The organism is Winogradskyella vidalii (genome assembly GCF_013403955.1).
GTDB lineage: Bacteria > Bacteroidota > Bacteroidia > Flavobacteriales > Flavobacteriaceae > Winogradskyella > Winogradskyella vidalii.
Map to the genome: position 1 here is coordinate 291,527 of NZ_JABFDG010000005.1, position 25,838 is coordinate 317,364.

Below are 25,838 nucleotides of genomic sequence, written 5' to 3' on the forward strand. Positions count from 1 at the left end.
TTGGAATAATAATTGCTTTTAATTTTATAATAATATTGATTTTTTAACGTGTTAAAAATAAGAATGCTTCAGAAAGTATATTTATAAAACGCTGCATTATTCACTTACAGTACTTAAAAATTCAACTGAAATTATCTAAAACGAAATGAATAAATACAAAAAATTAGGATTAGGGCTTCTTTTTGATGCCTTAGGTCTTGTCTCTTTTATAATTCCTGGTGTCGGCGAATTTTCCGATATTGTTTGGGCGCCTGTTTCAGCATGGCTAATGACCAAATTATACCTTGGTAAACCCGGTAAGGTTGCAGGTGTTATTTCTTTGGTAGAAGAAGCATTACCTGGCTTTGACGTTATACCAACATTTACACTTATGTGGTTGTACACTTATGTTTTTAGCTCGGATAAACCAGTAGAAGAGATTTAAATGGTTATAACGTATAAGTAACACCAACATTTACATTGCGTCCCATATTTAAAATACCATCCGTTTTTAATCGTGATAAATGGTGGATGTATTTGGTGTTCAATAAATTAGTTGCCGATACGGATACATTCATATCATTATTAAATACGTTAAAAGTGCCGCCAATACCAACGCTTAGTAAATTATAAGCTTCTGAAGTTGTTTCAAAAGTATTCACGTTATTTTGTGCAAATGTAGAACGTAAAGTTGTAAACGCATTAATTTGTTTAATGGCTTTTGTATCAAATTCTACCCTAAGCGTATTTGTTAATGAATTTGCAGGAATTAAAGGTAAATAATCGTCGTTATCCAATTGTCCTGTTACAGTTTCAAAACTGCTTTCCAGGTGTAACCAATGTATAGGGTGCGGATGCAAATGCAAGCCAAATTCGCCACCATATAAAGAAGCATTTTCTTGTTCGTATAAAAATACAGGGTCGTCATTTATGAAGTCACCATTCGGATTTAAGAAAATATAATCGTTGACTTTATTATAAAACGCATTCGCAAAAAGCTCTATATGTTCATTTTTGTATTCTAAAGCTAAATCAATTTGAAAGTTCTGTTCGTTGGTTAGGTTAATATCACCAATTTCATAACGGTTTGTCCCTTCGTGTGAACCATCAGATGCTAATTCCGCTAAATTTGGTGCTCTAAAACCTGTTGCAAAATTTAATCGAGTTGTAAAGTTTTTAAAAATATCAGTTTTAAACCCTAAAGCTCCATTAAAGGAATTGAAGGTTTTATCGGTATTATTTTCAATAGCAATAGACCTGAAATCGTATCGTGCTCCTAATTGGATATCTATAGTTTCAAAATGTACGTGTGAAGTTGCTAAAACACCAAAATCATTAGTCGTAGCATCAGGGATAAGTATTTCTTCGCCATAATTTGCATTGGTTTGATGCATACCTTGCACACCCACAATAGTCTCAAATTTCCCCAAAGTTGGAAGATTGTATTTTATATCGTAATTAAAAGTGGCTAGCTTCATGTTTAAGGCAGCATCTAGGTGTTCTAATTCGTCTTCATGTTCATCATCATGGTCATCAAAGTCATCATGCTCATCATCATGGTCGTGATCGTGGTCATCATCATCATCATCACCTGCATCATGACTATGGTCGTGGTCCTCAAACTCTTTTCGGTTATTATAGATGTAGCCTAAGGTAATATCTAGACTAGAATCATCAAAAAACACCGTTGATTTTGAACTAAATATATGGTTGTCTATTTGTTGGTAAGGCTGTAGAGGGGTTCTGTCTGTAGATTGGATTCCAATACCTTCAGTCAATCCTAATTTTGAACTATTTATATTGTATCTCAATTCGGTTTTAAATTTTGAAGCCTGATAACCCAATCCAGCTTTAAAATCTTGTTCCCTATAGCGTGTGTTGGTTACGCGATAATCTGCTGTTTCGTAATCTGAATGCTCGGTTAAACTACCTCTAAACAAAAATTTGAAGCCATTGCTAGAAGTTTTGTAACCTGCATTGGTATTATAACCTTTGGTGTTGCTAAAATAATTGATAGAAGCATCTGTAGCAGATTGATCCATGCCAGCAAATCGTTCGGGATTAAGATATAAAACACCGCCTAGAGCGTCGCTGCCATAGAGTAGGGAAGCGGGACCTTTTATAACCTCAACACTTTCTATTCCTGCATCATTTATTCCAAGACCGTGTTCGTCTCCATATTGTTGATTTTCTAAACGTACGCCTTGTGTATAAACCAACACCCGATTAGAGCTCAACCCTCTAATAACAGGTTTACCAATACTGTTGCCAGTACTCACACTTTCCACACCAGCAATTGTAGTTATACCTTCGGCTAATGTTAAGGCTCCTGAGGCTTTTAAGTCTTTTATTTTTTTCTGTTCTACCTTCATCACATTGTCACTTTGTAATTTGTGAAAAGGTGTAGAAATGATAACTTCTTCCATTTCCATGGCAGATTTAAGAAGCTCAATAGATATATAGTTATCCGTCGGCACCGAAATGTTTAAGGATTGGGTTTGAAATCCTATATATGAAAATATTAGCTTATGTGTACCTTTTGATAATTCTAGGGTAAATTCGCCTTTTTCGTCGGTTACGGTACCAGTTTCTATTTCTGGGGCATATACCGTAGCATAAGGAATTGGAGTTTGTGTTGATTGCTCTAAAACTATACCTTTTATAACATTTTGTGCATAACTATTGGCGCAAAAAAGGCTTAGTACTATGACTAGAATTCGACTCATAAATAATGATTTATTAATTTGGAATACGTAGAGTATTTGTAATGGATTAGAACCGCTATTTTTCAATTTTAAAATAGCTTAACATGTTCTTTTTTTAATTTAAGAAGCGTTTTAATCCAAATCGACCCAACATTTTCTTTTCAAATTCCCAGAAGAACTTAAACTGACCAAAAAGCCATCCAAACGTCACGAGGAGTATTTGGTAGAAAACGAGTCCAATAGTAATAAATAAAAACCAGTAAAGAATAGGGTTTAAGTTTTCTTTAGTAATTCCCATGAGTATCATAATAGGTCTTCCAATATATAATGAGGAAGTACCTGTAAACGCAAACACCATAAATACACGAATCATTTCCCATTTATAATCGAGAATCCATTTCTTTTCTAATTTTTTAAATATGAAGAGTGTTAATTTCAATAATAGGAAAAAGAGCCCTGAAGCGATAATTATTTTGAAGACAAAATTATAATCTTTAACAATGGCGTTAGAAATTTTAAAAGCAGAATAGCCCAAAATAATTAGACCAAAAAAGGGAAATAACAACTGCCAATTGTGTTGAATCTCCCAATGTTTTTTAAATTTTTCCATAGCACGAATTTCGTGTAGCAAAACTAATAAATTATGATGTATTTACAGACTAAATTCTGGGCGTAAAAGAAGAGAGGCGTTGTTTGTATTTTATTTGAAAGTAAACAAAGTAATTATATAGCTTATAGTTAATCTCGTAACCGTAGTCCGTACGTGTGTCGTAATCAATACGTAGCTCATATAAATCGGGGTCATAAGACATCGGTTGCAAATTTCTTTGATTCCAAGCCTGTACTAATACTTCGTTTCGGGTTTCTAACCACTCTTGTGTATAATAGCCTTCTGGTCTCGCGGTTCCAGCAAGCCAGGCATTAAAACCAGGCTCTATAATAATGATTTCATAATCATTTTCAGCACTACTTATAGAAACCGTATCACTCTGTATTAAGCTGTTTTCGTTTTCATTATTTATAGTTTGATTGGTGTTGTATGATTTACAACTGGCAATTAAAATAAGAATAATAATAAAGGGAATAATCTTTTTCATCTGGGTTTTGTGTTTTTCATAATCCGATTTTGTTCTCGATGTTGTTAGATTTTTAAATGATAAATATTTGAACAAATTCGTTTTATACGTATTAAAGATATTAAAAATGTTAATGCTTTTTTAGTTTTTATCTTGAATTAACACTACAAAGCACGACTATAAATAGTGCTTTTTCAACCTAAAACTTGTAAAAAGGTCTTTTGAATGCGTAAAGTTATTATTAGAGAAAGGAAAAGTACATAACACAAAAAGCAGCTCTTAAGAACTGCTTTGTAAATTATTATAGAAGTATAAATGTTTTATTTCCCGAATAAACCACCTAAAACATTCCCAATGCCACCTTCGCTTTTGTTGCCACCTAAAACCATGCCTGCAACATCATCAATAACACTACCGTCACCATCAGCATCTAATATTTTTTCTAAGAAATTTTGTTCATTAGCAGCATCGCTACCACCAAGTAAACCTCCTAAAAGACCACTAATATCATTTGAAGAGCTCACATTATTTTGGCTCGCTTGCTTTCCTAAAACCCCCATTAAAATAGGCGCAGCTACTTTTAAGATATTCTGAACAGAACTAGCATCTAAACCTGCTTTTTGTCCGATAACTTGTTGTACACCTTCTTGTTTGCTCCCTAAAACATGACTAAGGATTTTATCGCCATCATTTTTTACCGATTCATCAACACCACCACCAAATAAACCACCTAGGTTATCTAAAATGCTACCATCATGTTTGCCTCCACTAAGTGCTCCCATAAGCCCTTCTGCACCTTCAGTTGTAGAAGCGTTACGCTCCATTGCTTTAGTAAGTACAGGTAATGCCATAGTTAATACACTACTTGTTTTACTCTCATCTGTTCCTGTTGATCCAGATACACCACTGATAATGGTTTTTCCTAAATCGCTATTTAATAAATCTAATATTCCTGCCATTTTTATATATAATTAAGGTTAATAATTTGAATGTTTTAAGGTACAAAAAAAGTCCTACATATAGTAGGACTCATTTTATTTGATATGGTCACATAATTATGTTAACCAAGAATTGTAATAATTTGTTCTGCTAGTTCTGTACCAATTCTATCTTGAGCTTCGTTGGTTGCAGCACCAGTATGTGGCGTTAATGATAATGCAGGATTCATTAATAATTGAATCTCTGGTTGTGGTTCTTTTTCAAAAACATCTAAAGCTGCTCTAGACACTTTTCCACTTTTAATTGCATTGACCAAGGCAACTTCGTTAACAACACCACCTCGAGCAGCATTGGCAATGATTACACCATCTTTCATTTGATTGAATTCTTCTTCACCAATCACATAATCCTTTTGGGCAGGAACGTGTAGGGTTAAGAAATCGGCTTGTTTTAAAACGTCTTCTTTTGAAATGGTTTCGATTTCAAAATTCACTTTTTGACCATCAAAAAAGTCCAATTCTAAATTTGCTTTTTCTAAGAATGGATCAAAAGCTACGACTTTCATTCCTGCGCCAATAGCTACTTTAGCCGTTGCCTGACCAATACGTCCAAAACCAAGAACACCTAAAGTTTTACCTTTAAGCTCGGTACCTTTAGCGTATGATTTTTTTAAGACTTTGAATTTAGCATCACCTTCTAATGGCATATCACGATTAGAATTATGTAAAAAACGTGCTAAACCATAAAAATGACCAAATACTAATTCTGCCACGGAATGCGATGAAGCTGCAGGTGTATTAATAACTTTTAAGCCTTTACTACGAGCGTAATCGACATCGATATTATCCATACCAACACCACCACGACCAATAATTTTAAGGCTAGGGCAATTATCTATAATATTTTTTCTAACTGTTGTTGCACTTCGTACTAAAAGAACATCAATATTTTTCTCATTGATGTAGTTTTCTAATTGCTCTTGTGCTACTGTGGTTGTGATAACTTCATAACCAGCAGCTTCTAAGGCTGTAATTCCACTTTGAGAAACGCCGTCGTTTGCTAATACTTTCATTGAAAAACTTGTTTTTTATTTCCGTAAAAACGGAAATATTAAATTTTGTTATAATTATTTTGTGGTGCGATTCCTATTTGTATTGTCGCTCACTTTAAGCTTTGCTTTCTAACTCGCTCATGACTTCAACTAACGCTTTAACGCTATCTAAAGATAAAGCATTATACATTGATGCTCTATAACCACCAACACTTCTATGACCATTAATACCACTGATTCCTGCTTCAGCACACATGGTATCAAACGTTTCTTTTAGGTTTTCATTCTCTAAAGTAAACGTTGCATTCATGTTAGAACGATCTTCTTTTACTGCAAAACCTTTAAAAAGTGGGTTAAGGTCGATTTCAGAATAAATTAAACGTGCTTTTTTATCGTTTTCTTCTTCAATAGCTTTAACACCACCTAAATCCTTTAACCATTGTAAGGTTAACATCGAGGTGTAAACTGCAAATACAGGAGGTGTATTAAACATACTGCTTTTACCGATGTGTACTTTGTAATCCATCATAGAAGGAATTTTACGAGACACTTTTCCTAAAATATCTTCTTTAACAATTACCAATGTTGTTCCTGCTGGACCCATATTTTTTTGTGCGCCAGCATAGATTAAATCGAATTGCGAATAATCTAATTGACGTGAAAAAATATCACTACTCATATCACATACCATTGGGATTGGTGATTTTGGAAAGCTCTTCATTTGTGTTCCAAAAATGGTATTGTTTGTTGTAAAGTGAAAATAATCGTAATCCTCAGGGATATCATAGCCTTTTGGTATGTAATTGTAATTCGCACTTTTAGAAGAGGCTACTTCGTATATATCATCGTAAATCTTAGCTTCTTTAATAGCTTTGTCTGCCCAAGTTCCTGAGTTTAAGTAACCCGCTCTTTTTTCTAATAAATTAAGAGCAACCATTAAAAATTGCGTACTTGCGCCACCTTGAAGAAATAAAGCTTTATAACCTTTACCTTCTAAGCCTAATAATTCTAAAGCTAGTGAACGTGCATTTTCCATAACATCTACAAAAGATTTGCTACGGTGTGAAATTTCTAGAATTGATAAGCCGTTGTCAAAGTCTAAAACAGCCTTTGAAGCTTTTTCCATTACTGATTTTGGTAATACACTTGGTCCTGCACTAAAATTATGTTTTATCATGAAGATTTTGTTTTCATTTCCGTCCTTAAACAATGCGTTTAATAAAATCGGAAATCTTATTAGATTTTTTTTAAACAGCTACAAAGGTGCTAATTAATTGGTTAAAAGATGTTACGAAAATGATAATTTTTGAACTATGTTTTTAACAAGAAATCAACAGTATCCACATTGTCTGCATAATTCCATAGTTTTGGGTGTTGAGTTTTGCCAAATTCTACTTCAGTGTCTTTAATACCGTCGGTAACAATACATTGAATTTTATCCGATTCTGCCTCTAATTTTAGTTGCAACTCATCACTGTTATCATAGTATTCATAAAATAAGGTGGCAATAGGCGAGGCGTAGCTTTGGTCTTCTTTAATCATTAGAAATCCATTTTCTAGCATATTGAATTCACTCATTAAATATACCGCTTTATTGTAATCGTAATTGTTAGCATATTTAGATTCGTGTATAATTTCGTGCCACTTATAAACGGCATTAAAAAAGGCTTCAAAATTATAAGCTTTAGGAACAAATAGTTTAGATACATTTCTACAACCTAAGCCATAATATCTAAAGATGTCATCAGATAACGCTTCCAATTGAGCTTTGGTTTCATTACCGGTTAATACAGCCACTGAATTTCTGTTTTTTCTAATAATTGAAGGCTTGTTTTTAAAGTAGTATTCAAAATAACGTGCAGTGTTATCGCTTCCGGTGGCAATAACAGCATCAAAATTTTCTAGCTTTTCTTCGGTAAACGTTATTTTACCTTTAAAATCAGGTTCTACAACTTCTAAGTATTTAGCCAAAAACGGCAGCAGATGTTTATCGTTAGACGATTGCTTAACTAATACATTATGACCAGAAATCAAAACACATAGAAAATCGTGAAACCCAACTAAAGGAATGTTTCCTGCCATAATAATGGCAACGGTATTTGGTGTTTTAACGGCGATGTTATAGTTGCTTAACCATCGATTAATGTTGCTTTTTGTTAAGGCATCGGCCCAATTGCGCAATGAAAAAGCGATGTTCTTTTTTGTAAACCATCCATTAGATTCTTCGGCTAATTTTAGCTGGTGTTTAAAGCCATCGAAAAACAAATCATTAGCTTCAACGGTGTCATTTTTTATGCTGTCAATTTGTTGAAATTGATTTAAAAATTCGCCTAATTTTATAAATGCGTTAATTCTTTGTTGTAAATCCATGATGTGTTTGGTTATACGATGTTTTGGCTTTATTTTTGCCATTGCAAAATTACGTAAAGCAAATGAGCAAGAAAAGGTTTGATTTTGATAAATTGTATTTTTCAGAAATCAAATAGGGTTCATTTCAAATTATAATTTAAAAAATAAAAATACTATGGCAATTATAATCACAGACGAATGTATTAATTGTGGAGCTTGTGAGCCAGAATGTCCAAATACAGCTATTTATGAAGGTGCAGACGATTGGCGTTATGCAGACGGTACAAGTTTAGAAGGGAAATTAGTACTTCCTAATGGTAAAGAAGTTGATGCTGAGGAGACACAAGAACCTATAAGTGACGAAGTTTATTATATTTCGCCAGATAAATGTACTGAGTGTATGGGCTTCCATGAAGAACCACAATGCGCTGCGGTTTGCCCTGTAGATTGCTGTGTGCCTGATGAAGATCACGTAGAGACAGAAGAAGAGTTATTAGGTAAACAGAAGTTTATGCACCCTAATGGATAGGCTTTTAGTATGACAAAAACATATAGAAATCCTGAGTCTTTGGCTTGGGATTTTTTTTTGCTTTATTTATAATTTAAAATGAGTTTTATTGATTTTTAGCCCTCTAGAATTCATGGTAATTAAACGACTTGTCCTAGGCGTTATTTTGAAATAAATGTCATTTTAATAAAAGAAAAAGACGAATAAAAATTAATGCTTATATTTATAGTTGAATGTTTGCTTTTGCGCTAAAAAAATATATACTATAACATTTTGTGTTTATCCTAAACCTATACACAATTTTACTAAATGAAAAATACTAAACTTCACCTTTTAATCGCAGATGACGATATTGACGATTGCGATTTTTTTCAAGAGGCTATTGATGAAATTGGCAGAATAACACTTTCTGTATTAAATGACGGCGTAGCGCTAATGAATTATTTATCATCCGAACCCGTCAACTATCCCAATTTAATTTTTCTTGATCTTAATATGCCAAAAAAATCAGGACTACAATGTTTGGAAGAAATAAAGGCTATAGATACATTAAAGAATATACCAATTATAATTTATTCTACATCATTAGATAAAACTGTAGTTGATCAGTTATATGATTTGGGAGCGCATCATTATATCCAAAAACCGGGTGAATTTGCCAATATCAAAAAAGTCGTTGAAAAGGCGATTGCATTATTTTCTTCTACCAATTTAGAACAACGTTCTAAAGAAAATTTTATAATACAACCTTAATTTTTACATGATTATAAAACCCGAAAAGCATAAATTTTTACAAGGCGGTGGAGAAATGGGGCAACTCATTAGGTCTAAAGATTGGAGTAATTCGCCTCTTGGTACCCCTAAAGGTTGGCCACAACCATTGAAAACAACAGTCAATGTACTATTGAATAATTCTTTTGGCATGTGTATTTGTTGGGGAAAAGAGTTAACTCAAATTTACAATGATACTTATACTTCTATTTTAGGTGCCAATAAACATCCACTAGCTTTGGGAGGCAGTTTTAAAGAGACTTTTTCTGAAGTTTGGGATGATATAGGTTCTACTTATAATAGCGCAATGGATGGTGAAGCGGTTAATTTACCTAATTTTATGTTGCCCTTAAACCGAAATGGTACTGTTGAAAACTGTTATTTCGATTTTGCATTTAGTCCTATACAATTAGAATCTGGTGAAATAGGTGGTGTTTTAATTACTGCTATAGAAACCAGCAATAAAAAGAAAGTTGAGGATGATTTAGAGAATAGTAAAAATGAACTCCACTTTGTAATTGAAGCCGCTCAATTAGCCACCTATGATTACAACCCACTAACTAATAAATTTTCGTGTAATACGAGGTTGAAAGAATGGTTTGGTTTGGCTCAAAAAGAACAAATAGAACTTTCAGAGGCCTTAAATATTATCTCAAAAAAGGATAGAAATCGTGTGTCTAATGCTATTTTGGCTGTTTTAGATTATGCTTCTGGCGGCCATTTTGATGTCGAATACACCATTATTAATGAGCTCACAAAAAAAGAAACAATAGTACATGCTAAAGGAAAAGCTTGGTTTAACGATGATAAAATTGCTTACCGATTAACAGGTACCGTAGAGGATGTTACCGATCGTGTATTAGCAAGGAAGAAAATAGAGGAAAGTGAGCGTAATTTAAGATTAATGATTCTTCAGGCACCTATAGCAATTGCTATTCTAAAAGGGGCCGACTATAGAATTGAAATAGCTAATAAATATGCCCTAGAATTATGGGGAAGAACAGAAGATGAGATGCTTAATTATCCCATCTTTGAAACCATGCCAGAACTCAATACGCAAGGCATTAGAGAATTGATGGACGGTGTAGTAAATACAGGTAAAAGTTTTTCTACTTCAGAACACGCTGTTCAACTTCTAAGGAATGGAAATTTAGAAACCCTTTATGTTAATTTTTCTTATGAGCCGTTGTATGACTCTAAAGGAAATATTAATGGAATCATGATCATTGCAAACGATGTTACAACCCAAGTAGAAGCTCGGAAAAAAATTGAAAAAAGTGAGCAAAGCATACGCGTTTTAGTAGAAAGTGCACCTTTTCCGATTGGTGTTTATGAAGGAGAAGAAATAAAAATTACCTTGGCCAATAAGTCAATGATAGATGCCTGGGGAAAAGGAAATGACGTTGTAGGTCTGTTATATGAAGATATTTTACCAGAATTTGAAAATCAAAAAATATATGATCAAATACGTAAGGTTTTACGAACAGGTAAACCATACCATGCTAAAGACCAAAAAGTTGATATTGTAAAAGATGGCGACTTAAATTCCTATTACTACAATTATAGCTTTATGCCTCTATTAAATGAATTAGGGGAAACCTATGCTGTAATGAATATAGCTGCCGAAGTCACCGAACTTCACCAAGCGACACAAAAAGTAGAAGAAAGTGAAAAACGTTTTCGAGATTCTGTAATGCAAGCGCCACTAGGTATTGTAATTGTTAGAGGTTCTGAGAATATCATAGAGATGGCAAATGAAAACTATTTGCACATCGTAGACAAAACTAGAAAGGAATTTGTTGGAAAACCGCTGTTTGATATCTTACCCGAAGTTAAAGACGTTATAGCGCCTATTGTTAAAGATATATATAAAACAGGACGTGCATTCTATGGTTACGAATTTCCTATAAAATTAATCCGCCAAGGTAAAATTGAAGAAAGTTATTTCAATTTTGTGTATCAACCATTAAAGGAAAACAATACTATTACTGGTATTATGGTTGTAGCTACAGAGGTAACAGCAACAGTAAAAGCGAAACACATTATTGAGGAAAACGAAGAGAAATTAAAGCTTATTATTGAAGCCAGTGATCTTGGTATTTGGGATTTAAACCTTAAAACCCAAGAGATGGAAGCATCAGACCGATGCTATGATATTTTAGGGTTTTCAAATACCAATATTTTAACTCAAGAAAAATTAATTTCTAATGTGCATCCAGACGACCTTCAAATTAGAGCTAATGCTTTTGAAAGAGCTTATAAAGTAGGGGTATTGCATTATCAAATTAGAACCATTTGGGATGACCAATCCTTACATTGGAAAGATGTTAAAGGGAAAGTGTATTATGATGAAAATGACGAACCCGTAAGGATGTTAGGTACCGTAAGAGATATTACGGAAGAACGCAACTTTCACCAACAATTATTAGAGCGTGAAGAAAAATTCCGATTGCTAGCCGATTCTATGCCTCAGTTTATTTGGACATCTGATCCAGACGGGAGTCTTAATTATTGGAATCAGTCTGTATTTGACTTTTCGGGCTTAACCTTCGAACAAATGATAAAAGATGGATGGTTGCAAATCATACATCCAGACGATACCGAAGAAAATATTAAGGTATGGACAGAATCCATAAAAACAGGTCAAGATTTTTTATTTGAACATCGATTCCGTAAGCATAATGGTGAGTACCGTTGGCAGTTAAGTAGAGCTACGCCTCAAAGAGATGTTAATGGTGTTATTAAACGATGGGTAGGAAGTAGTACTGATATTCAAGAACAAAAAGTATTTACAGCTAAGCTCGAAAATATGGTGAAACGCAGAACCACTGAGTTAGAAAATAAGAATTTGGATCTCGAAAAAATGAATAAAGAGTTACAATCCTTTGTCTATATTTCTAGTCACGATTTGCAAGAACCGCTTCGTAAAATTCAAACCTTTGCTTCGCGAATCAAAGAAAAAGAGTTAGATAGATTGTCAGATAGTGCTAAGAATTATTTTTCTCGAATGCAAACCTCTGCATTTCGAATGCAAAATTTAATTCAAGATTTAATTGCGTATTCAAGAACTAACGTTCAAGAGAACACCTTTGAAATTTACAATCTACAAGACATCATAGACGATACCAAAGAAACCTTAAGTGAAGAATTAGAAGCCAAAGAAGTTATTTTCGAACTCGAAAACATTTGTGATGTTCGTATTATAACGATTCAATTTCAACAGGTGATTTTAAATCTCGTAAGTAATTCAATTAAATTTACGAAAGAGGGAACAACTCCTGTCATTAAAATTTCATGTGACATATTAAAAGGAAAGAAAACAGGAATTCCGGCATTAAAAAACAACCGTACCTATTGCCATATCCGTTTTTCTGATAATGGTATTGGCTTTGAACAAGAGTATAACGAAAAAATATTTGAAGTCTTCCAGCGCTTGCATAGTAAAGAAGACTATTCTGGTACTGGTATTGGTTTGGCTATAGTAAAACGAATTATAGAAAATCACGAGGGCTATATTGTGGCTACAAGTGAATTTGGTAAAGGAGCAACCTTTGATATTTATCTTCCTGAAGACTAAATTACCGAAAGGAAGAACTAACTTTGCACTTTGCTTGATGATATTATTCAAAATCGAGTGATTTAATAAGAACTAACACCACTATGGAACAATCAGAATTTTTAGAACAACATATATTTACCGGTTTAGACAATGTTAATGATAACTTTGAATCTGAAGCGACACATTATTTTTCAGAAACAGATTTTGCAACCGTTTTGGAACGTGCAGAACACTTTGGGCTAAGCATTTATACTATCGAAGCCCGTTTAGATTCGGAGGTTTTTGGTATTTCTAATCACGAAAAATCAAAAAAGAAAGCCACCGACCCAAAATGGTATACGCAAGCCTTATCTGATTTTAAGAAACGCCAATCCGGATTAGTTTACGGTGCCACTTACAAAGTGTCTCAAAAACTTTTAGACCGCCAATAATAAGCTGCTGATAGTATATAGTTTTAAATGTATGACGTATCAAGATGTATTTATAGAATTTTGGGAACAGGTAAAAGTAAGTATTGATGAAGGTACTTTTGCTAAATTAACTATGGCTAAAACCATAGGGAAACCTGAGCTAAAGAATATTTTTCTAAGACCCATCTATGCTGAAGATGATTTTAGAGTAATACTAAAATACAGTTTTAGACCCAAAGAGGTTGAAGATATAGCGGAGGAGATGAGCTTAGAAGCTGCATTACCTATTATAAAGCAGCACATAAAAACTTCATTTCTATCCGTGTTACTTTTTACGACGACAAAAGATGTGACTTTTAAAGTGAACAAAAAAGGCATCGGTAGTATTGTAGAAGGGGCTCCAACGTTTAAAAACATAGTAGAAGGTTAGAATATTAGCCTTATTATTTCGAATTTTTTATCCTTAGTTTGGTTTTGTTATTTTTACTGCAAATAAACCTATCGAGAAAGTGCAGATGATAGCATTTAACAAAACCATTGCTTACACTGAAACATGGAAACACACTTTGTGGATCGCTTTATTGGTTGGTGTAATTCTCCCATTATTACTTATTACTTTAGAGCCTTTTGATACCAGTAATAGTTTTTCTTATAAACACCTAAGGTTAGCAGGGTATGCAATTTGTATTGTTCTGCCTATTCTCGTAGTTCACCCATTTGAAAATTATGTATATAAGCGGCAAGTGAAGCGTTGGTTTGTGCTAAATGAATTCCTTTATATACTCGTTACGTTATTCTTAATATTTGTATGTTGTTTTTTCTATCACTTTTATGTGGTTAGTGGAGCTTCTACTTTAAACACATCTTATATCTGGGGCTTTATTGGAACGTTCGGATTGCCGTTTACACCAATTATTGTGCCTTTGTGGTTGTATCTGCGTTCAAAGTATGGCGTAATTGAAGTGCCACTTCAAGATAAAAAGAATATCGTAGTAGAAAAAAGCATTACGATTCAAGGCGAAAGTAAATCTGAAACCCTCACTATTTTAGAGTCGGATTTTATCTATGCGCAATCCCAACAAAATTATGTTGAAGTCTTTTATCTCACAAAAGATGGGGTGCAACAAAAAATGTTTAGAAGTACACTTTCTAACATTATAAAACAATTACCAAATGCATGGCAAGTTCACCGTTCGTATTTAGTGAATTTAGATTTTTTAACAGCTGTAGAAGGAAATGCTAGAAAGCGTTTCATGAAAATTTCTCATGTCGAAGATAGCATTCCAATTTCCCAGAAGTACTATGCAGCCTTGTCTAAACGGCTTTCAAATTCGTCCCAAGACCTTCAAGATTAGCCCTGAAGTTTCAATTTCGACACAAAATCCTCAGGTTCATCACACTCTTTTTTTTTAGTGGTTTTTATGCGTTCTATTTGTAGGGAACATTAAAAACAACACCAATGAAAAATTTCAAAATCTTAAGCTTTACAATTTTAATCATAGTATTAACGAGCTGTTCTTCGCGCAAATATGTTAACTATTTAAAAGACCATACTGAAGTTGTAGAAATGGCAGATACGCTTCAATTTAATTCCTTAGATGATGACTTTTATAATAACAAACTCTTTTTTGTAGGAGAGGTTCACGAAGTAGCATCATCACCACGAATTGATTATGCCATGTTCACGCAACTTAACGAGAAAGTAAACATAGACATTTACTTAGCGGAGATGGATATTGCCCAAGGCTATTATCTTCAGAAGTATTTAGAAGGCTCAGATGAACATGAATTAAAAGATATTCTTAAAGAATGGGTAGTTTATATCGGAAGCATCTCCGAGCAATACCGAAACAAATGGGTGAAAATGCGAGCATACTATGCCACACTTCCGGAAGTGTCTAAATTTCAGCTTGTGGCTATCGATAAAATTTCAGATTTCAATCTTTTAAGACAATTACTAAATGAGAAATTACCAGTAGCATATCAATCAACAATTCCAACAGATGCTGAAGAATTAATAACTTGGTCAGAGCAGGAGTTAAATACCATCATAGCGTCAGAAGAATCAAAGCTAACAATAGAGGATACTAACCTTCTTAAAAACATTCAATTTAATTTAGCTAACCATAAGAACATAAGGTCTAGAGATCAATTCATGTATCAGAATTTCAAAAGATATTACACACAAAACCATTGGAAAGACGAAAATATTTATGGTGGTTTTGGATTTGCGCACACTTTACAAGCCTATGATTATAGGTTAGCAGGGAAAATAAAAAATGATACTACGATGCCATATTATAATAAAATGGTAAGCATGAATGCCTTATATGTAGATTCTAAATTAACGGTAGATAGTAGGGCATTGCCAAAATTCATGCAAGATAAAGGTCAGGACTTTACACGATTTAAGTATTCGCAAGATAATCGATTGTTCATGTATATTCAAGGTATAGCGGATTATAAATGTGTAACGGAACCAAATTCTATAAGCTTATTAAAATTAGACGCTAAAGATTCACCGTACTTAAATTCTACCCGAGGAACTAAGGTTAAGAAGCTCATCACTATTTGGGATGGTTTGGATATTTTAGAAGGGACTTCCACCACAGATTACGCGCAATATGTGTTTTTTGTAAGAAATGCCGATTGGATTACGCCTGATGAAAATATATAGTCGCAATCATTCTTTGAAATTCTGAGTTTTAGAAGGGGTCATTTCGAACACATGTAAGAATTAGTATGCTTATAATGGATTAAGTTGATGGTATTCCTCGTGCCTTGGAATGACATATTCTGAATTTTTAATATCTGGTATTGATTTCAAAAAATATAATTCAAACTATTACACAAATAACTTACATTTGCAGTCGCAAAATTTCTCATACACATGCTTTTTAATTGAAAGAAGTGGTTTTGAGAAATAAAGTGTTTTATTAATAAGATTCCCGTTTTCACGGGAATGAAAATATATTTTCGATGAAAGCAGGAATCGTAGGATTACCAAACGTAGGAAAGTCAACGTTATTTAATTGTTTGTCTAACGCTAAAGCGCAAAGTGCCAACTTTCCGTTTTGTACTATAGAACCTAATATTGGTGTGGTAAATGTACCAGACCCTAGATTAGAAAAGTTAGAAGAATTGGTGAATCCGGAGCGTGTTTTACCAGCAACAGTTGAGATTGTAGATATTGCAGGTTTAGTAAAAGGCGCTTCTAAAGGTGAAGGTTTAGGAAATCAATTCTTAGCTAATATTAGAGAAACGGATGCAATTTTGCATGTGTTACGTTGTTTTGATAATGAAAATATAGTGCATGTTGATGGTTCTGTAGATCCTATTAGAGACAAGGAAACTATTGATATGGAATTACAGTTAAAAGATTTAGAAACTGTAGATAAAAAACTAGATAAAGTTAAGCGTGCTGCAAAAACAGGGAATAAAGACGCACAAAAAGAAGAAGCTATTCTTTTAAAAATTAAAGAAAACTTAGAGGCAGGAGTTTCAGTTAGAGCTTTAGAATTTTCTGAGGAAGATTACGAAGAGTTTGTACAGCCATCTCAGTTTATTACCGATAAGCCTGTTATGTATGTGTGTAATGTAGATGAAGGCGCTGCAAATACAGGTAATGCCTATGTAGATAAAGTACGTGAAGCGGTTAAAGATGAAAATGCTGAAGTCTTAGTTTTAGCTGTTGGAACAGAAGCTGATATTAACGAGTTAGATGACTACGAAGAGCGTCAAATGTTTTTAGCAGATATAGGTTTAGAAGAGCCAGGTTCTGCAAAATTAATTCGTTCTGCATACAAGTTGTTAAATCAACAAACCTATTTTACGGCAGGTGTTAAAGAAGTGAGAGCTTGGACGGTTAATGTTGGAGCAACAGGCCCGCAGGCAGCAGGTGTGATTCATACCGATTTTGAAAAAGGATTTATTAGAGCTGAAGTTATTGCTTACGATGATTATGTACAGTTTGGAAGTGAAGCCAAAGTAAAAGAAGCAGGAAAAATGCGCGTTGAAGGGAAGAATTACATTGTTAAGGATGGCGATGTGATGCATTTCTTGTTTAATGTGTAACGGTTTATAGCTTGTTGTGTTTAATCTGTTTGTCTGGTTGAGTGCAGTTGAAACCTCTTTTACAAGTTTATTCGATTACTCGTCAATGCTTTGTTTTAAGGTTAGTTTCTAAGATGAACTAAATCACATCAAATGCAACCCCAGAAATCAAAACTTCAATCAACGCAGACTTAAAAACCTGTTTCGATTTGGCTCGCTATATTGATTTTTATCAGCAAAGTCTAGAGCATACTAACAAAAAAGCATTGCAGGTAAAACTTCAGGCTTTACAGAATTAGGGGAGTCAGTGACTTGGGAAGCCAAACATTTCGGAATTAAACACAATCTCACGTCAAAAATCACTGAATTTAATAGTCCGACTTATTTTGTAGATGAAATGGTTTCAGGTGCTTTTATATCGTTTAAGCATGAGCATGTATTTCAGATATAAAACGACAAAGCATTAATGATTGATAAGTTTTATTTTCAATCGCCTTTTGGAACTTTCGTAAAATAAGTGAATCACTTGTTTTTAAAACGTTACCAGACGAATCTTTTGATGACTAGGAAAATACTTTTAAATCAAAAAGCGGAAGAATTATCTGGTATAAGCGATAACGAGCAATAGGTAGATTACCATGTCCTTGGTCATTGAAATGACGGTTTCATTTAGATTGAGTTTAATTAAGAATATTTTGTCTCTAATTTAGTTAGAATTTGTTGAATTCGTGTCAGGTTTCAGTTATTAAGAGTCAATTTCAACCTCAATTTTAAGTTCAGCTTCATTTTCTTATAAGTTGTTAATTACTTTACCTAGGCCTTATTTCATTTTTTAAGGCGATAGTCTTATATTAGCCTTTCATCTTAATGTTTCCAGAATTTCTATGTCAGAACAGACTAACTATACCGAAGATAACATACGCTCACTCGATTGGAAAGAACATATCCGAATGCGACCGGGTATGTATATCGGAAAATTAGGTGATGGGTCTTCTCCAGATGATGGTATTTATATTCTTCTCAAGGAAGTTCTAGATAACTCTATTGATGAGTATGTGATGGGCGCTGGTAAGACCATTGAAATTTCAGTGCAAGGCGAGCGTGTTATTGTTAGAGATTATGGTCGTGGAATTCCTCTTGGTAAAGTTGTAGATGTTGTCTCTAAGATGAATACAGGAGGTAAGTACGATTCTAAAGCCTTTAAGAAATCGGTAGGTTTAAATGGAGTAGGTACCAAAGCGGTAAATGCATTATCGTCTTATTTTAGAGTGGAATCTACAAGAGATAATAAATCAGCCTCTGCTGAATTTGAGCAAGGGAATCTTACCAATCAAGAGCTCTTAGAAGAAACCAGTCGCAGAAAAGGAACCAAAGTAAGCTTTATTCCTGATGAGATTATTTTTAAAAAATATAAGTATAGAAACGAGTATATCGTAAAAATGCTTAAAAACTATGTGTATCTAAATCCTGGATTAACCATAGTTTTTAATGGTGAAAAATATTTTAGTGAAAATGGTTTAAAGGATTTATTGTCCGAAACTATTAATGAAACGGATTTACTCTATCCAATTATTCACTTAAAAGGTGATGATATTGAAGTGGCACTTACACATAGTAAAACTCAATACAGTGAAGAATACCATTCGTTTGTAAATGGACAAAATACAACCCAGGGTGGAACACATCTAGCAGCCTATAGAGAGGCTTTAGTTAAAACCATTAGGGAGTTTTATGGAAAAAGTTATGATGCATCCGATATTAGAAAGTCGGTGGTGTCTGCTATTGCCATAAAAGTGATGGAGCCTGTTTTTGAAAGTCAAACAAAAACAAAACTAGGTTCTACAGATATGGGGGGTGATTTGCCAACAGTAAGAACTTATATTAACGATTTTGTAAAAACCTATTTAGATAATTTTTTACATAAAAATCCAGATACTGCTGAAAAAATCCAACGTAAAATCCTTCAGGCAGAACGTGAGCGCAAAGAATTATCAGGTATTCGAAAGCTAGCTAAAGACCGTGCAAAAAAAGCCAGTCTACACAATAAAAAATTGCGCGATTGCCGTGTGCATTTTGGAGATACAAAAAATGAACGTTATTTAGAAACCACCCTGTTTATTACAGAGGGAGATTCGGCTTCGGGTAGTATCACTAAATCACGAGATGTAAATACGCAAGCTGTTTTTAGTTTAAAAGGAAAGCCTTTAAATAGTTACGGTTTAAGTAAAAAAATTGTTTACGAAAATGAGGAGTTCAACTTGCTCCAAGCTGCATTAAATATTGAAGAATCTCTTGAGGATTTACGTTACAATAATGTGGTAATTGCAACAGATGCCGATGTTGATGGGATGCACATTCGTTTGTTATTGATTACGTTTTTTCTACAGTTTTTTCCTGAAGTGATTAAAGATGGACATTTATATATTTTACAAACCCCTTTATTTAGGGTTCGAAATAAAAAGGAAACCATTTATTGTTATTCCGAAGACGAACGTCGTGATGCGATGGAAAAATTAAAGCCAAAACCAGAAATCACTCGATTTAAAGGTTTGGGTGAAATTTCGCCAGATGAATTTGTGCATTTCATTGGTGAAGATATTCGTTTAGATCCTGTTATGTTAGATAAAGAGATGTCTATAGAAGAATTATTGTCGTTCTACATGGGGAAAAATACACCAACACGACAAGAATTTATTATTGACAATCTTAAAGTTGAACTTGATGTTGTTGAGGAAGCTATATGAGAACTGATAACAGAAAAGTAAAAAACATCATTGTTTCTATCTATTTTCTATTGGTAGTCATTGCTGTTTTTTTAGCTACCGTTTTTAAATCTTATCATTTATTTGAAGGCAGTTCTTTGTATGTCTTTATAGGTTTACTTGTAGCTGTAGTAATTGTGCACTTTATAGCTCGTTTTTTTGAATACGATAGCGATGGTGCTCAAATTATTATCACTAATAGTGGCTTAATACTTAATGATATTTTTAATTATCGAGAAAATAAAGTGGAAATCGCTAAAGATAAGTTGGCAGGTTTTAGGATTATCAATTATTTCTTTTATAAAAGTTTGATTATTTATTCGACCCAAAGCAATGGAAAGATATTAAAGGAACGCTTTAATATTACGTTGTTAAAACGTAAAAAAATCAAATACTTAAAGCAGTCATTGAGGAAGATTATAAAAGAAAACAAAATGCATAAAGAAGGATAAATGGCAGAAGAACATGAAGAGTTATTAAATGAAGAGAGCGGTAACCACGAAACCATAACTAAGGTTACCGGAATGTACAAAGAGTGGTTTTTAGATTATGCCTCTTATGTAATCTTAGAACGTGCTGTACCTGCAATTGAGGATGGTTTTAAGCCTGTGCAACGCCGTATAATGCACTCCATGAAGGATTTAGATGACGGTCGCTACAATAAAGTAGCAAATATTGTTGGTCACACCATGCAATATCACCCTCATGGTGATGCGAGTATTGCTGATGCGATGGTGCAAATTGGTCAGAAAGATTTACTGATTGATACTCAAGGAAACTGGGGGAATATTTTAACAGGTGACCGTGCAGCAGCATCACGTTATATTGAAGCGCGACTTTCTAAATTTGCATTAGATGTTGTTTATAATCCTAAAATTACCGAATGGCAAGCATCGTATGACGGCAGACGAAAAGAGCCTATTAATTTGCCCGTAATGTTTCCTTTGCTTTTGGCACAAGGAGGCGAAGGTATTGCGGTGGGTTTATCGACAAAAATTTTGCCTCATAATTTTATAGAGCTGATTGAAGCTTCTGTAAAGCACTTAAATGGGAAGCGTTTTACGCTTTTACCAGATTTTCCTACAGCTGGTGTTGCTGATTTTACTAATTATAACGATGGTATGCGAGGAGGGAAAGTTAGAGTACGTGCTCAAATTTCCCAGCGTGATAAAAATACTTTAGTTATTACAGAAATCCCTTACGGAACAACAACATCTTCACTCATAGATTCTATACTGAAGGCTAATGATAAAGGGAAAATTAAGATTAAAAAAATTGAAGATAATACCGCTGCAGATGTTGAAATATTAATTCATTTACCTTCAGGATTATCACCCGACAAAACGATTGATGCTTTGTATGCTTTTACCAATTGCGAAACCTCTATATCACCTTTAGGTTGTGTTATTGAAGATAACAAGCCTTATTTTGTGGGAGTCACAGAAATGCTTCGTCGTTCAACTGATAATACGGTTCAGCTTCTCAAAAACGAACTAGAAATAAAACTTGGGGAGTATGAAGAACAGTGGCATTTTGCATCCTTAGAGCGTATTTTTATTGAAAATAGAATTTACCGTGATATTGAAGAAGAAGAGACTTGGGATGGTGTAATTAGTGCGATTGATAAAGGGCTTCAGCCTCACATACAACACTTAAAGCGTAAGATTACCGTTGAAGATATTACCCGCTTAACTGAAATTAGAATTAAGCGTATTTCTAAGTTTGATATTGATAAAGCACAACAAAAAATAGATGCTTTAGAAGATCAGATAGCTGAAGTAAAACATCACTTAGCTAATCTAATTGACTATGCGATAGCGTATTTTGAACGTTTGAAAAAAGAATACGGTGAAGGAAAAGAGCGCAAAACAGAGATTAGAATTTTTGATGATGTAGATGCTACAAAAGTTGTCATTAGAAATACAAAACTTTATGTTAATAGGGAGGAAGGTTTTATTGGGACTTCGTTAAGACGTGATGAGTATGTAGGAGACTGTAGTGATATTGATGATATTATTTGCTTTACTAACGAAGGCAAAATGATGGTCACTAAAGTAGATACAAAAACGTTCATAGGTAAAAATATTATTCACGTTGCAGTTTTCAAAAAGAAAGACAAACGAACTATTTATAACATGATTTATCGTGATGGTAAAAAAGGGCCTTCGTATGTTAAGCGTTTTGCGGTTACGAGTATGACTAGGGATCGTGAATACGATTTAACTAACGGTACAAAAGGGTCTTCGTTATGGTATTTTTCAGCTAATCCTAATGGAGAAGCAGAGGTAGTAACTATCATGTTGCGTAATGTAGGTAGTATTAAAAAATTGAAATGGGATCTAGACTTTGCAGATATCTTAATTAAAGGTCGGACTTCAAAAGGAAATACTGTTACTAAATATGCGATAAAACGTGTAGAGCTGAAAGAAAAAGGGGTTTCTACGTTGAAGCCTCGTAAAATATGGTTTGATGATACGGTGAGACGATTAAATGTTGATGGTAGAGGTGATTTAATAGGTGAGTTTAGAGGTGAAGACCGTTTGCTTGTTGTGAGTCAATCTGGGCGTGTAAAAACTATTATTCCAGAATTGACAGCGCATTTTGAAGATGACATGATTATTTTAGAAAAATGGATTCCTAAAAAACCATTATCAGCAATTTATTATGATGGTGAAAAAGAACGTTACTATGTAAAGCGTTTCTTAATAGAGCAGGAGGGTAAAGAGGATGATTTTATATCGGATCATCCTGACTCGCAATTAGAAATTGTTTCTACAGATTGGAGGCCAATGGCAGAAGTGGAATTCACTAAAGAAAGAGGTAAGGACCGTAAGCCAAACATGGAGGTTAATCTTGAAGAATTTATTTCGGTAAAGGGGATTACAGCACAAGGAAATCAATTAACTAGAGATAAAATAAATCAAGTAAGTTTGCTAGAATCGTTACCTTACGAAGCACCAGATGAAGTGCATGCTGATGAGTTAGAAGTTGTTGATGAGGAAACTGTTGATACTCCATCTCAAGATAGTGCATCATCTAATACTGATACTTCATCTGAAAGGGATAAAGATGATACCGAGTTGAGTGGTGATGGTCAAGGCTCGCTTTTTTAAATATTAGAAGTTTTGAACTTTTCTAATAAATGCTTAGAAAAAGCTTCTACACCTTTTTTAGACATGTGTGTAGCGTCTTTCCAATAGGAATTGTTATTAGTGTTTTTATATAAATTTGTGAAATCCCAATAATTTAGTCCTAATTCTTGCATTAAATTACTGAGTTTTATGTTGTCAGTGTTACAATTATCATTGTACATAGGAGAAGTGACAAATAAAAATGTTTTGTCAGGTGATTTTTCAACGAAGTTTTTAATTGTTTTTAAATAGTCTAGAGCTATAGGGTTTATAGTATGGTTATCTGTGCATTCTGTGTTAATGTGTATAGATTTAGATAGAGTTAAATCTCTCGTTTCTTTGTTAGATTCATTGACGGGAATAGGATCGTATCCATTGTAGGCTTTGTAGTTATAGCTTGGTTTAAAATAATTTTTAATAATACCGATAGCGCTTCCGTTGTAATTTATGCTGTAATAAAACCTCTGAAAAACAGATAATTGTTTAGATTTATGAAGTGCCTTTGTAATTTTGTTGTCTCTTTGGTACTTGGTTTTTAACCCTCTAATATCAGCGCCATCATAGTTAATGTCAAAGAAATTCTTAGTGTCTATATGAACTAAAATGAGTTGTTTTTTAGTTTCAGGTAAGGTGTTAATTAGAGTGCTATTGTATGCAATGTCTACACAATCTACACCCATATTGAAGCTGTTTTTACTAAATAAGTCAACATTGATATGTCTATTTGCCCTTGAATTTCCAAACACCAGAAAATCGGTATTATCTTTCAAAGCCAAGAAGTGATTTAATTTGCCAATAGCTTGGCCTGTCATTACTTTATCACTACTTTATTTAAGCTAAAGAATGCTAACTTGTCTATTCCATAACTAATTAATAGTATGAGGCTAGTGATTTTTAAGAGTTTCTTTAGAGTTTCTAGATTCATATTCTAAAATTGGAAATAAATAAAGTTTTCAGCTGTTGAGTAGAATAAGCATAGTATTAAAATAATAACAGATACAATTATCGAAAGCTTTAAAATACTAAATCGAACACCATATTCTTCTAGTGTTGTATTAGATCTAAATATTTTTAAGTCTATTAAGATGCCTATTGCAAGGAGGAAAAGGGCATTTATAAAAGTGTTGATGTTTCCGATAAACAAAGAATCATAATTAAAGCTGAAAATTTCAGTTAAAATTGTTGATGCGGAATGGAAGTTTGGGGCTCTAAAGAATACCCAAGCAATAAGTACTACTATAAAAGTGTATATATATCCTAGGTTATTGAAGGTTTTAATTTTAAAAGTTGAAAATGTGTATTTTTCCAAACTTAAAAATAAACCATGAATTCCTCCCCATATAACAAAGTTCCATGAGCTACCATGCCAAAGACCGCCGATAAGCATTGTTAATAATAGGTTGCGATAGGTGATAACAATGCCTTTTCTATTTCCGCCTAGGGAGATGTATAGGTAGTCTCGCAACCAGAAGGAAAGTGACATGTGCCATCGCCGCCAAAATTCAGTTAACGTTTTTGAGAAATATGGAAAATTAAAATTCCTATTAAAATTAAATCCAAAGAGCTTTGCGCTACCAATTGCAATGTCTGAATAGCCAGAAAAATCAAAATAAATCTGAAAAGCATAAAAAATAGTAGCTATCAAAAGTGTTGTGCTGTTGTGTATTTCATAATTCCCGTAGACAGAATCTACGTAAACGCCTAAGTTGTCTGCTATATCTACTTTTCTAAATAAACCAATAAAGATTTGAAAAACATCTGTTTTTAATAGTGTTGTATTGAGGTTTCGTTTTTTTTCAATTTGAGGCATTAAATTAGAGGCACGTTCAATTGGTCCTGCTACTAACTGAGGAAACAAACTAACAAACGTAAAAAAACCAACAATATCTCTACTTGCTTTTATTTGGTTCCTGTAGATGTCTATGCTGTAACTCAAAGTTTGAAAGGTGTAAAAACTAATGCCAACAGGTAGAATTATATTTAAGGTCAAGTCATTGACTTGCCAACCTATCGAAGACATCGTACTGGCAAAGGAATCTGCAAAGAAGTTATAGTACTTAAAAATACCGAGCAGACCTAGGTTAGAGCAAAGACTAGCTAATAGCCAGTTTTTTTGTGTTTTTCACTAATAGCATCTTCAATCTTTTGGCCTACATAATAATCTAGAAATGAGCTAAAAATTATAAGTGATAGAAAACGATAATCCCACCAACCGTAAAAAACATAACTAGAGATAAGTAATAAAATATTTTGCTTTTTATAGCTATCTTTTAGTATCCAATACCCGATAAAGACTAAGGGTAAAAAAACAAGATATTCTATGGAGTTAAAAAGCATTAAATAAATGTTTTAAGAACTGAGTTGGTTTGAAAACAATATTAATATTCTTGAAATATAGTGAATCCAATTTCCGGTAGCCAAATAAGTAATGTGATTTTAGTTAAGCGGATTAAAATAAACGTTCTATAGCTTTAGGTAATTTAAAATTATAGGTGATTTGATTTTTATTCCTCATTAGCTTTTACTGTTTAAGTCACTAAATAAA

The 25,838-nt window shown here is 33.5% G+C and carries 22 protein-coding genes; 12 read left to right on the top strand and 10 right to left on the bottom strand.

Annotated elements, in window-relative coordinates:
- Positions 1–145: 145 nt before the first annotated feature.
- Positions 146–424 (top strand): hypothetical protein, encoded by a 279-nt coding sequence (locus tag HM982_RS13255; RefSeq protein ID WP_179353727.1) that lies wholly within the window; start codon positions 146–148, stop codon positions 422–424.
- 4 nt (positions 425–428) lie between these two features.
- Here HM982_RS13255 and HM982_RS13260 read toward each other — a convergent pair whose 3' ends face one another.
- The 7 genes from HM982_RS13260 to HM982_RS13290 all read right to left on the bottom strand — a co-directional run bounded on the left by HM982_RS13260 (position 429) and on the right by HM982_RS13290 (position 8,120).
- Positions 429–2,705, bottom strand: coding sequence for a TonB-dependent receptor (locus tag HM982_RS13260; protein ID WP_179353728.1), 2,277 nt, complete (start codon positions 2,703–2,705; stop codon positions 429–431).
- Positions 2,706–2,799: 94 nt separating this feature from the next.
- Complete coding sequence (locus HM982_RS13265) at positions 2,800–3,294, bottom strand: DUF6787 family protein (RefSeq protein WP_179353729.1); 495 nt, start codon at positions 3,292–3,294, stop codon at positions 2,800–2,802.
- 49 nt (positions 3,295–3,343) lie between these two features.
- Positions 3,344–3,781 (bottom strand): DUF6146 family protein, encoded by a 438-nt coding sequence (locus HM982_RS13270; protein WP_179353730.1) that lies wholly within the window; start codon positions 3,779–3,781, stop codon positions 3,344–3,346.
- Positions 3,782–4,080: 299 nt separating this feature from the next.
- Complete coding sequence (locus HM982_RS13275) at positions 4,081–4,719, bottom strand: DUF937 domain-containing protein (RefSeq protein WP_179353731.1); 639 nt, start codon at positions 4,717–4,719, stop codon at positions 4,081–4,083.
- Between the two features lie 101 nt (positions 4,720–4,820).
- A complete protein-coding gene (locus HM982_RS13280) occupies positions 4,821–5,771 on the bottom strand; it encodes a D-2-hydroxyacid dehydrogenase (protein ID WP_179353732.1) in 951 nt (316 codons plus the stop codon).
- A gap of 94 nt (positions 5,772–5,865) precedes the next feature.
- On the bottom strand, positions 5,866–6,927 hold the full coding sequence (serC, locus tag HM982_RS13285; RefSeq protein ID WP_179353733.1) for a 3-phosphoserine/phosphohydroxythreonine transaminase: 1,062 nt from the start codon (positions 6,925–6,927) through the stop codon (positions 5,866–5,868).
- A gap of 134 nt (positions 6,928–7,061) precedes the next feature.
- Positions 7,062–8,120 (bottom strand): acyl-CoA reductase, encoded by a 1,059-nt coding sequence (locus HM982_RS13290; protein WP_179353804.1) that lies wholly within the window; start codon positions 8,118–8,120, stop codon positions 7,062–7,064.
- Between the two features lie 154 nt (positions 8,121–8,274).
- Between HM982_RS13290 and HM982_RS13295 the strand changes: the two genes are divergently transcribed.
- The 11 genes from HM982_RS13295 (at position 8,275) to HM982_RS13345 (ending at position 23,275) form a co-directional block, all read left to right on the top strand.
- A complete protein-coding gene (locus HM982_RS13295; RefSeq protein ID WP_179353734.1) occupies positions 8,275–8,628 on the top strand; it encodes a 4Fe-4S dicluster domain-containing protein in 354 nt (117 codons plus the stop codon).
- 288 nt (positions 8,629–8,916) lie between these two features.
- Positions 8,917–9,360, top strand: a complete 444-nt coding sequence (locus tag HM982_RS13300) for a response regulator (RefSeq protein ID WP_179353735.1) — start codon at positions 8,917–8,919, stop codon at positions 9,358–9,360.
- Between the two features lie 7 nt (positions 9,361–9,367).
- The gene (locus tag HM982_RS13305) at positions 9,368–12,955 is read left to right on the top strand and encodes a PAS domain S-box protein (RefSeq protein WP_179353736.1); all 3,588 of its coding nucleotides are present in this window, start codon (positions 9,368–9,370) and stop codon (positions 12,953–12,955) included.
- Positions 12,956–13,038: 83 nt separating this feature from the next.
- The gene (locus HM982_RS13310) at positions 13,039–13,368 is read left to right on the top strand and encodes a hypothetical protein (protein ID WP_179353737.1); all 330 of its coding nucleotides are present in this window, start codon (positions 13,039–13,041) and stop codon (positions 13,366–13,368) included.
- A 31-nt stretch (positions 13,369–13,399) separates the two neighbouring features.
- A complete protein-coding gene (locus HM982_RS13315; protein WP_179353738.1) occupies positions 13,400–13,777 on the top strand; it encodes a hypothetical protein in 378 nt (125 codons plus the stop codon).
- Positions 13,778–13,862: 85 nt separating this feature from the next.
- Entirely contained in the window at positions 13,863–14,702 is an 840-nt protein-coding gene (locus HM982_RS13320; RefSeq protein ID WP_179353739.1) for a LytTR family DNA-binding domain-containing protein, read from the top strand.
- 104 nt (positions 14,703–14,806) lie between these two features.
- On the top strand, positions 14,807–16,024 hold the full coding sequence (locus tag HM982_RS13325; protein WP_179353740.1) for a hypothetical protein: 1,218 nt from the start codon (positions 14,807–14,809) through the stop codon (positions 16,022–16,024).
- Between the two features lie 302 nt (positions 16,025–16,326).
- Positions 16,327–17,421 carry a redox-regulated ATPase YchF gene (gene ychF, locus HM982_RS13330; RefSeq protein ID WP_179353741.1) on the top strand — a complete coding sequence of 365 codons (1,095 nt, stop codon included), beginning with the start codon at positions 16,327–16,329 and terminating at the stop codon, positions 17,419–17,421.
- 863 nt (positions 17,422–18,284) lie between these two features.
- Positions 18,285–20,144, top strand: a complete 1,860-nt coding sequence (locus HM982_RS13335) for a DNA topoisomerase IV subunit B (protein ID WP_179353742.1) — start codon at positions 18,285–18,287, stop codon at positions 20,142–20,144.
- Complete coding sequence (locus HM982_RS13340) at positions 20,141–20,614, top strand: hypothetical protein (RefSeq protein WP_179353743.1); 474 nt, start codon at positions 20,141–20,143, stop codon at positions 20,612–20,614. Before HM982_RS13335 ends, HM982_RS13340 begins: the two co-directional genes overlap by 4 nt.
- Positions 20,615–23,275, top strand: coding sequence for a DNA gyrase/topoisomerase IV subunit A (locus HM982_RS13345; RefSeq protein ID WP_179353744.1), 2,661 nt, complete (start codon positions 20,615–20,617; stop codon positions 23,273–23,275).
- Here the strand turns inward: HM982_RS13345 and HM982_RS13350 are convergent.
- From HM982_RS13350 to HM982_RS18550, 3 genes are all read right to left on the bottom strand, one after another.
- Positions 23,272–24,105: a hypothetical protein gene (locus HM982_RS13350; RefSeq protein WP_179353745.1), complete on the bottom strand. Its 834-nt coding sequence runs from the start codon at positions 24,103–24,105 to the stop codon at positions 23,272–23,274. The two genes, HM982_RS13345 and HM982_RS13350, sit on opposite strands and share 4 nt — an antisense overlap.
- 116 nt (positions 24,106–24,221) lie before the next feature.
- The gene (locus HM982_RS13355; protein ID WP_246296792.1) at positions 24,222–25,313 is read right to left on the bottom strand and encodes an MBOAT family O-acyltransferase; all 1,092 of its coding nucleotides are present in this window, start codon (positions 25,311–25,313) and stop codon (positions 24,222–24,224) included.
- A 77-nt stretch (positions 25,314–25,390) separates the two neighbouring features.
- Complete coding sequence (locus HM982_RS18550; RefSeq protein ID WP_246296799.1) at positions 25,391–25,630, bottom strand: hypothetical protein; 240 nt, start codon at positions 25,628–25,630, stop codon at positions 25,391–25,393.
- Positions 25,631–25,838 lie beyond the last annotated feature (208 nt).

Excerpts from the sequence above, each read along its gene's own strand:
- HM982_RS13255 (WP_179353727.1), top strand. The coding sequence starts at position 146 with ATGAATAAATACAAAAAATTAGGATTAGGGCTTCTTTTTGATGCCTTA.
- HM982_RS13260 (WP_179353728.1), bottom strand. The coding sequence starts at position 2,705 with ATGAGTCGAATTCTAGTCATAGTACTAAGCCTTTTTTGCGCCAATAGT.
- HM982_RS13265 (WP_179353729.1), bottom strand. The coding sequence starts at position 3,294 with ATGGAAAAATTTAAAAAACATTGGGAGATTCAACACAATTGGCAGTTG.
- HM982_RS13270 (WP_179353730.1), bottom strand. The coding sequence starts at position 3,781 with ATGAAAAAGATTATTCCCTTTATTATTATTCTTATTTTAATTGCCAGT.
- HM982_RS13275 (WP_179353731.1), bottom strand. The coding sequence starts at position 4,719 with ATGGCAGGAATATTAGATTTATTAAATAGCGATTTAGGAAAAACCATT.
- HM982_RS13280 (WP_179353732.1), bottom strand. The coding sequence starts at position 5,771 with ATGAAAGTATTAGCAAACGACGGCGTTTCTCAAAGTGGAATTACAGCC.
- serC (WP_179353733.1), bottom strand. The coding sequence starts at position 6,927 with ATGATAAAACATAATTTTAGTGCAGGACCAAGTGTATTACCAAAATCA.
- HM982_RS13290 (WP_179353804.1), bottom strand. The coding sequence starts at position 8,120 with ATGGATTTACAACAAAGAATTAACGCATTTATAAAATTAGGCGAATTT.
- HM982_RS13295 (WP_179353734.1), top strand. The coding sequence starts at position 8,275 with ATGGCAATTATAATCACAGACGAATGTATTAATTGTGGAGCTTGTGAG.
- HM982_RS13300 (WP_179353735.1), top strand. The coding sequence starts at position 8,917 with ATGAAAAATACTAAACTTCACCTTTTAATCGCAGATGACGATATTGAC.
- HM982_RS13305 (WP_179353736.1), top strand. The coding sequence starts at position 9,368 with ATGATTATAAAACCCGAAAAGCATAAATTTTTACAAGGCGGTGGAGAA.
- HM982_RS13310 (WP_179353737.1), top strand. The coding sequence starts at position 13,039 with ATGGAACAATCAGAATTTTTAGAACAACATATATTTACCGGTTTAGAC.
- HM982_RS13315 (WP_179353738.1), top strand. The coding sequence starts at position 13,400 with ATGACGTATCAAGATGTATTTATAGAATTTTGGGAACAGGTAAAAGTA.
- HM982_RS13320 (WP_179353739.1), top strand. The coding sequence starts at position 13,863 with ATGATAGCATTTAACAAAACCATTGCTTACACTGAAACATGGAAACAC.
- HM982_RS13325 (WP_179353740.1), top strand. The coding sequence starts at position 14,807 with ATGAAAAATTTCAAAATCTTAAGCTTTACAATTTTAATCATAGTATTA.
- ychF (WP_179353741.1), top strand. The coding sequence starts at position 16,327 with ATGAAAGCAGGAATCGTAGGATTACCAAACGTAGGAAAGTCAACGTTA.
- HM982_RS13335 (WP_179353742.1), top strand. The coding sequence starts at position 18,285 with ATGTCAGAACAGACTAACTATACCGAAGATAACATACGCTCACTCGAT.
- HM982_RS13340 (WP_179353743.1), top strand. The coding sequence starts at position 20,141 with ATGAGAACTGATAACAGAAAAGTAAAAAACATCATTGTTTCTATCTAT.
- HM982_RS13345 (WP_179353744.1), top strand. The coding sequence starts at position 20,615 with ATGGCAGAAGAACATGAAGAGTTATTAAATGAAGAGAGCGGTAACCAC.
- HM982_RS13350 (WP_179353745.1), bottom strand. The coding sequence starts at position 24,105 with ATGACAGGCCAAGCTATTGGCAAATTAAATCACTTCTTGGCTTTGAAA.
- HM982_RS13355 (WP_246296792.1), bottom strand. The coding sequence starts at position 25,313 with ATGTCTTCGATAGGTTGGCAAGTCAATGACTTGACCTTAAATATAATT.
- HM982_RS18550 (WP_246296799.1), bottom strand. The coding sequence starts at position 25,630 with ATGCTTTTTAACTCCATAGAATATCTTGTTTTTTTACCCTTAGTCTTT.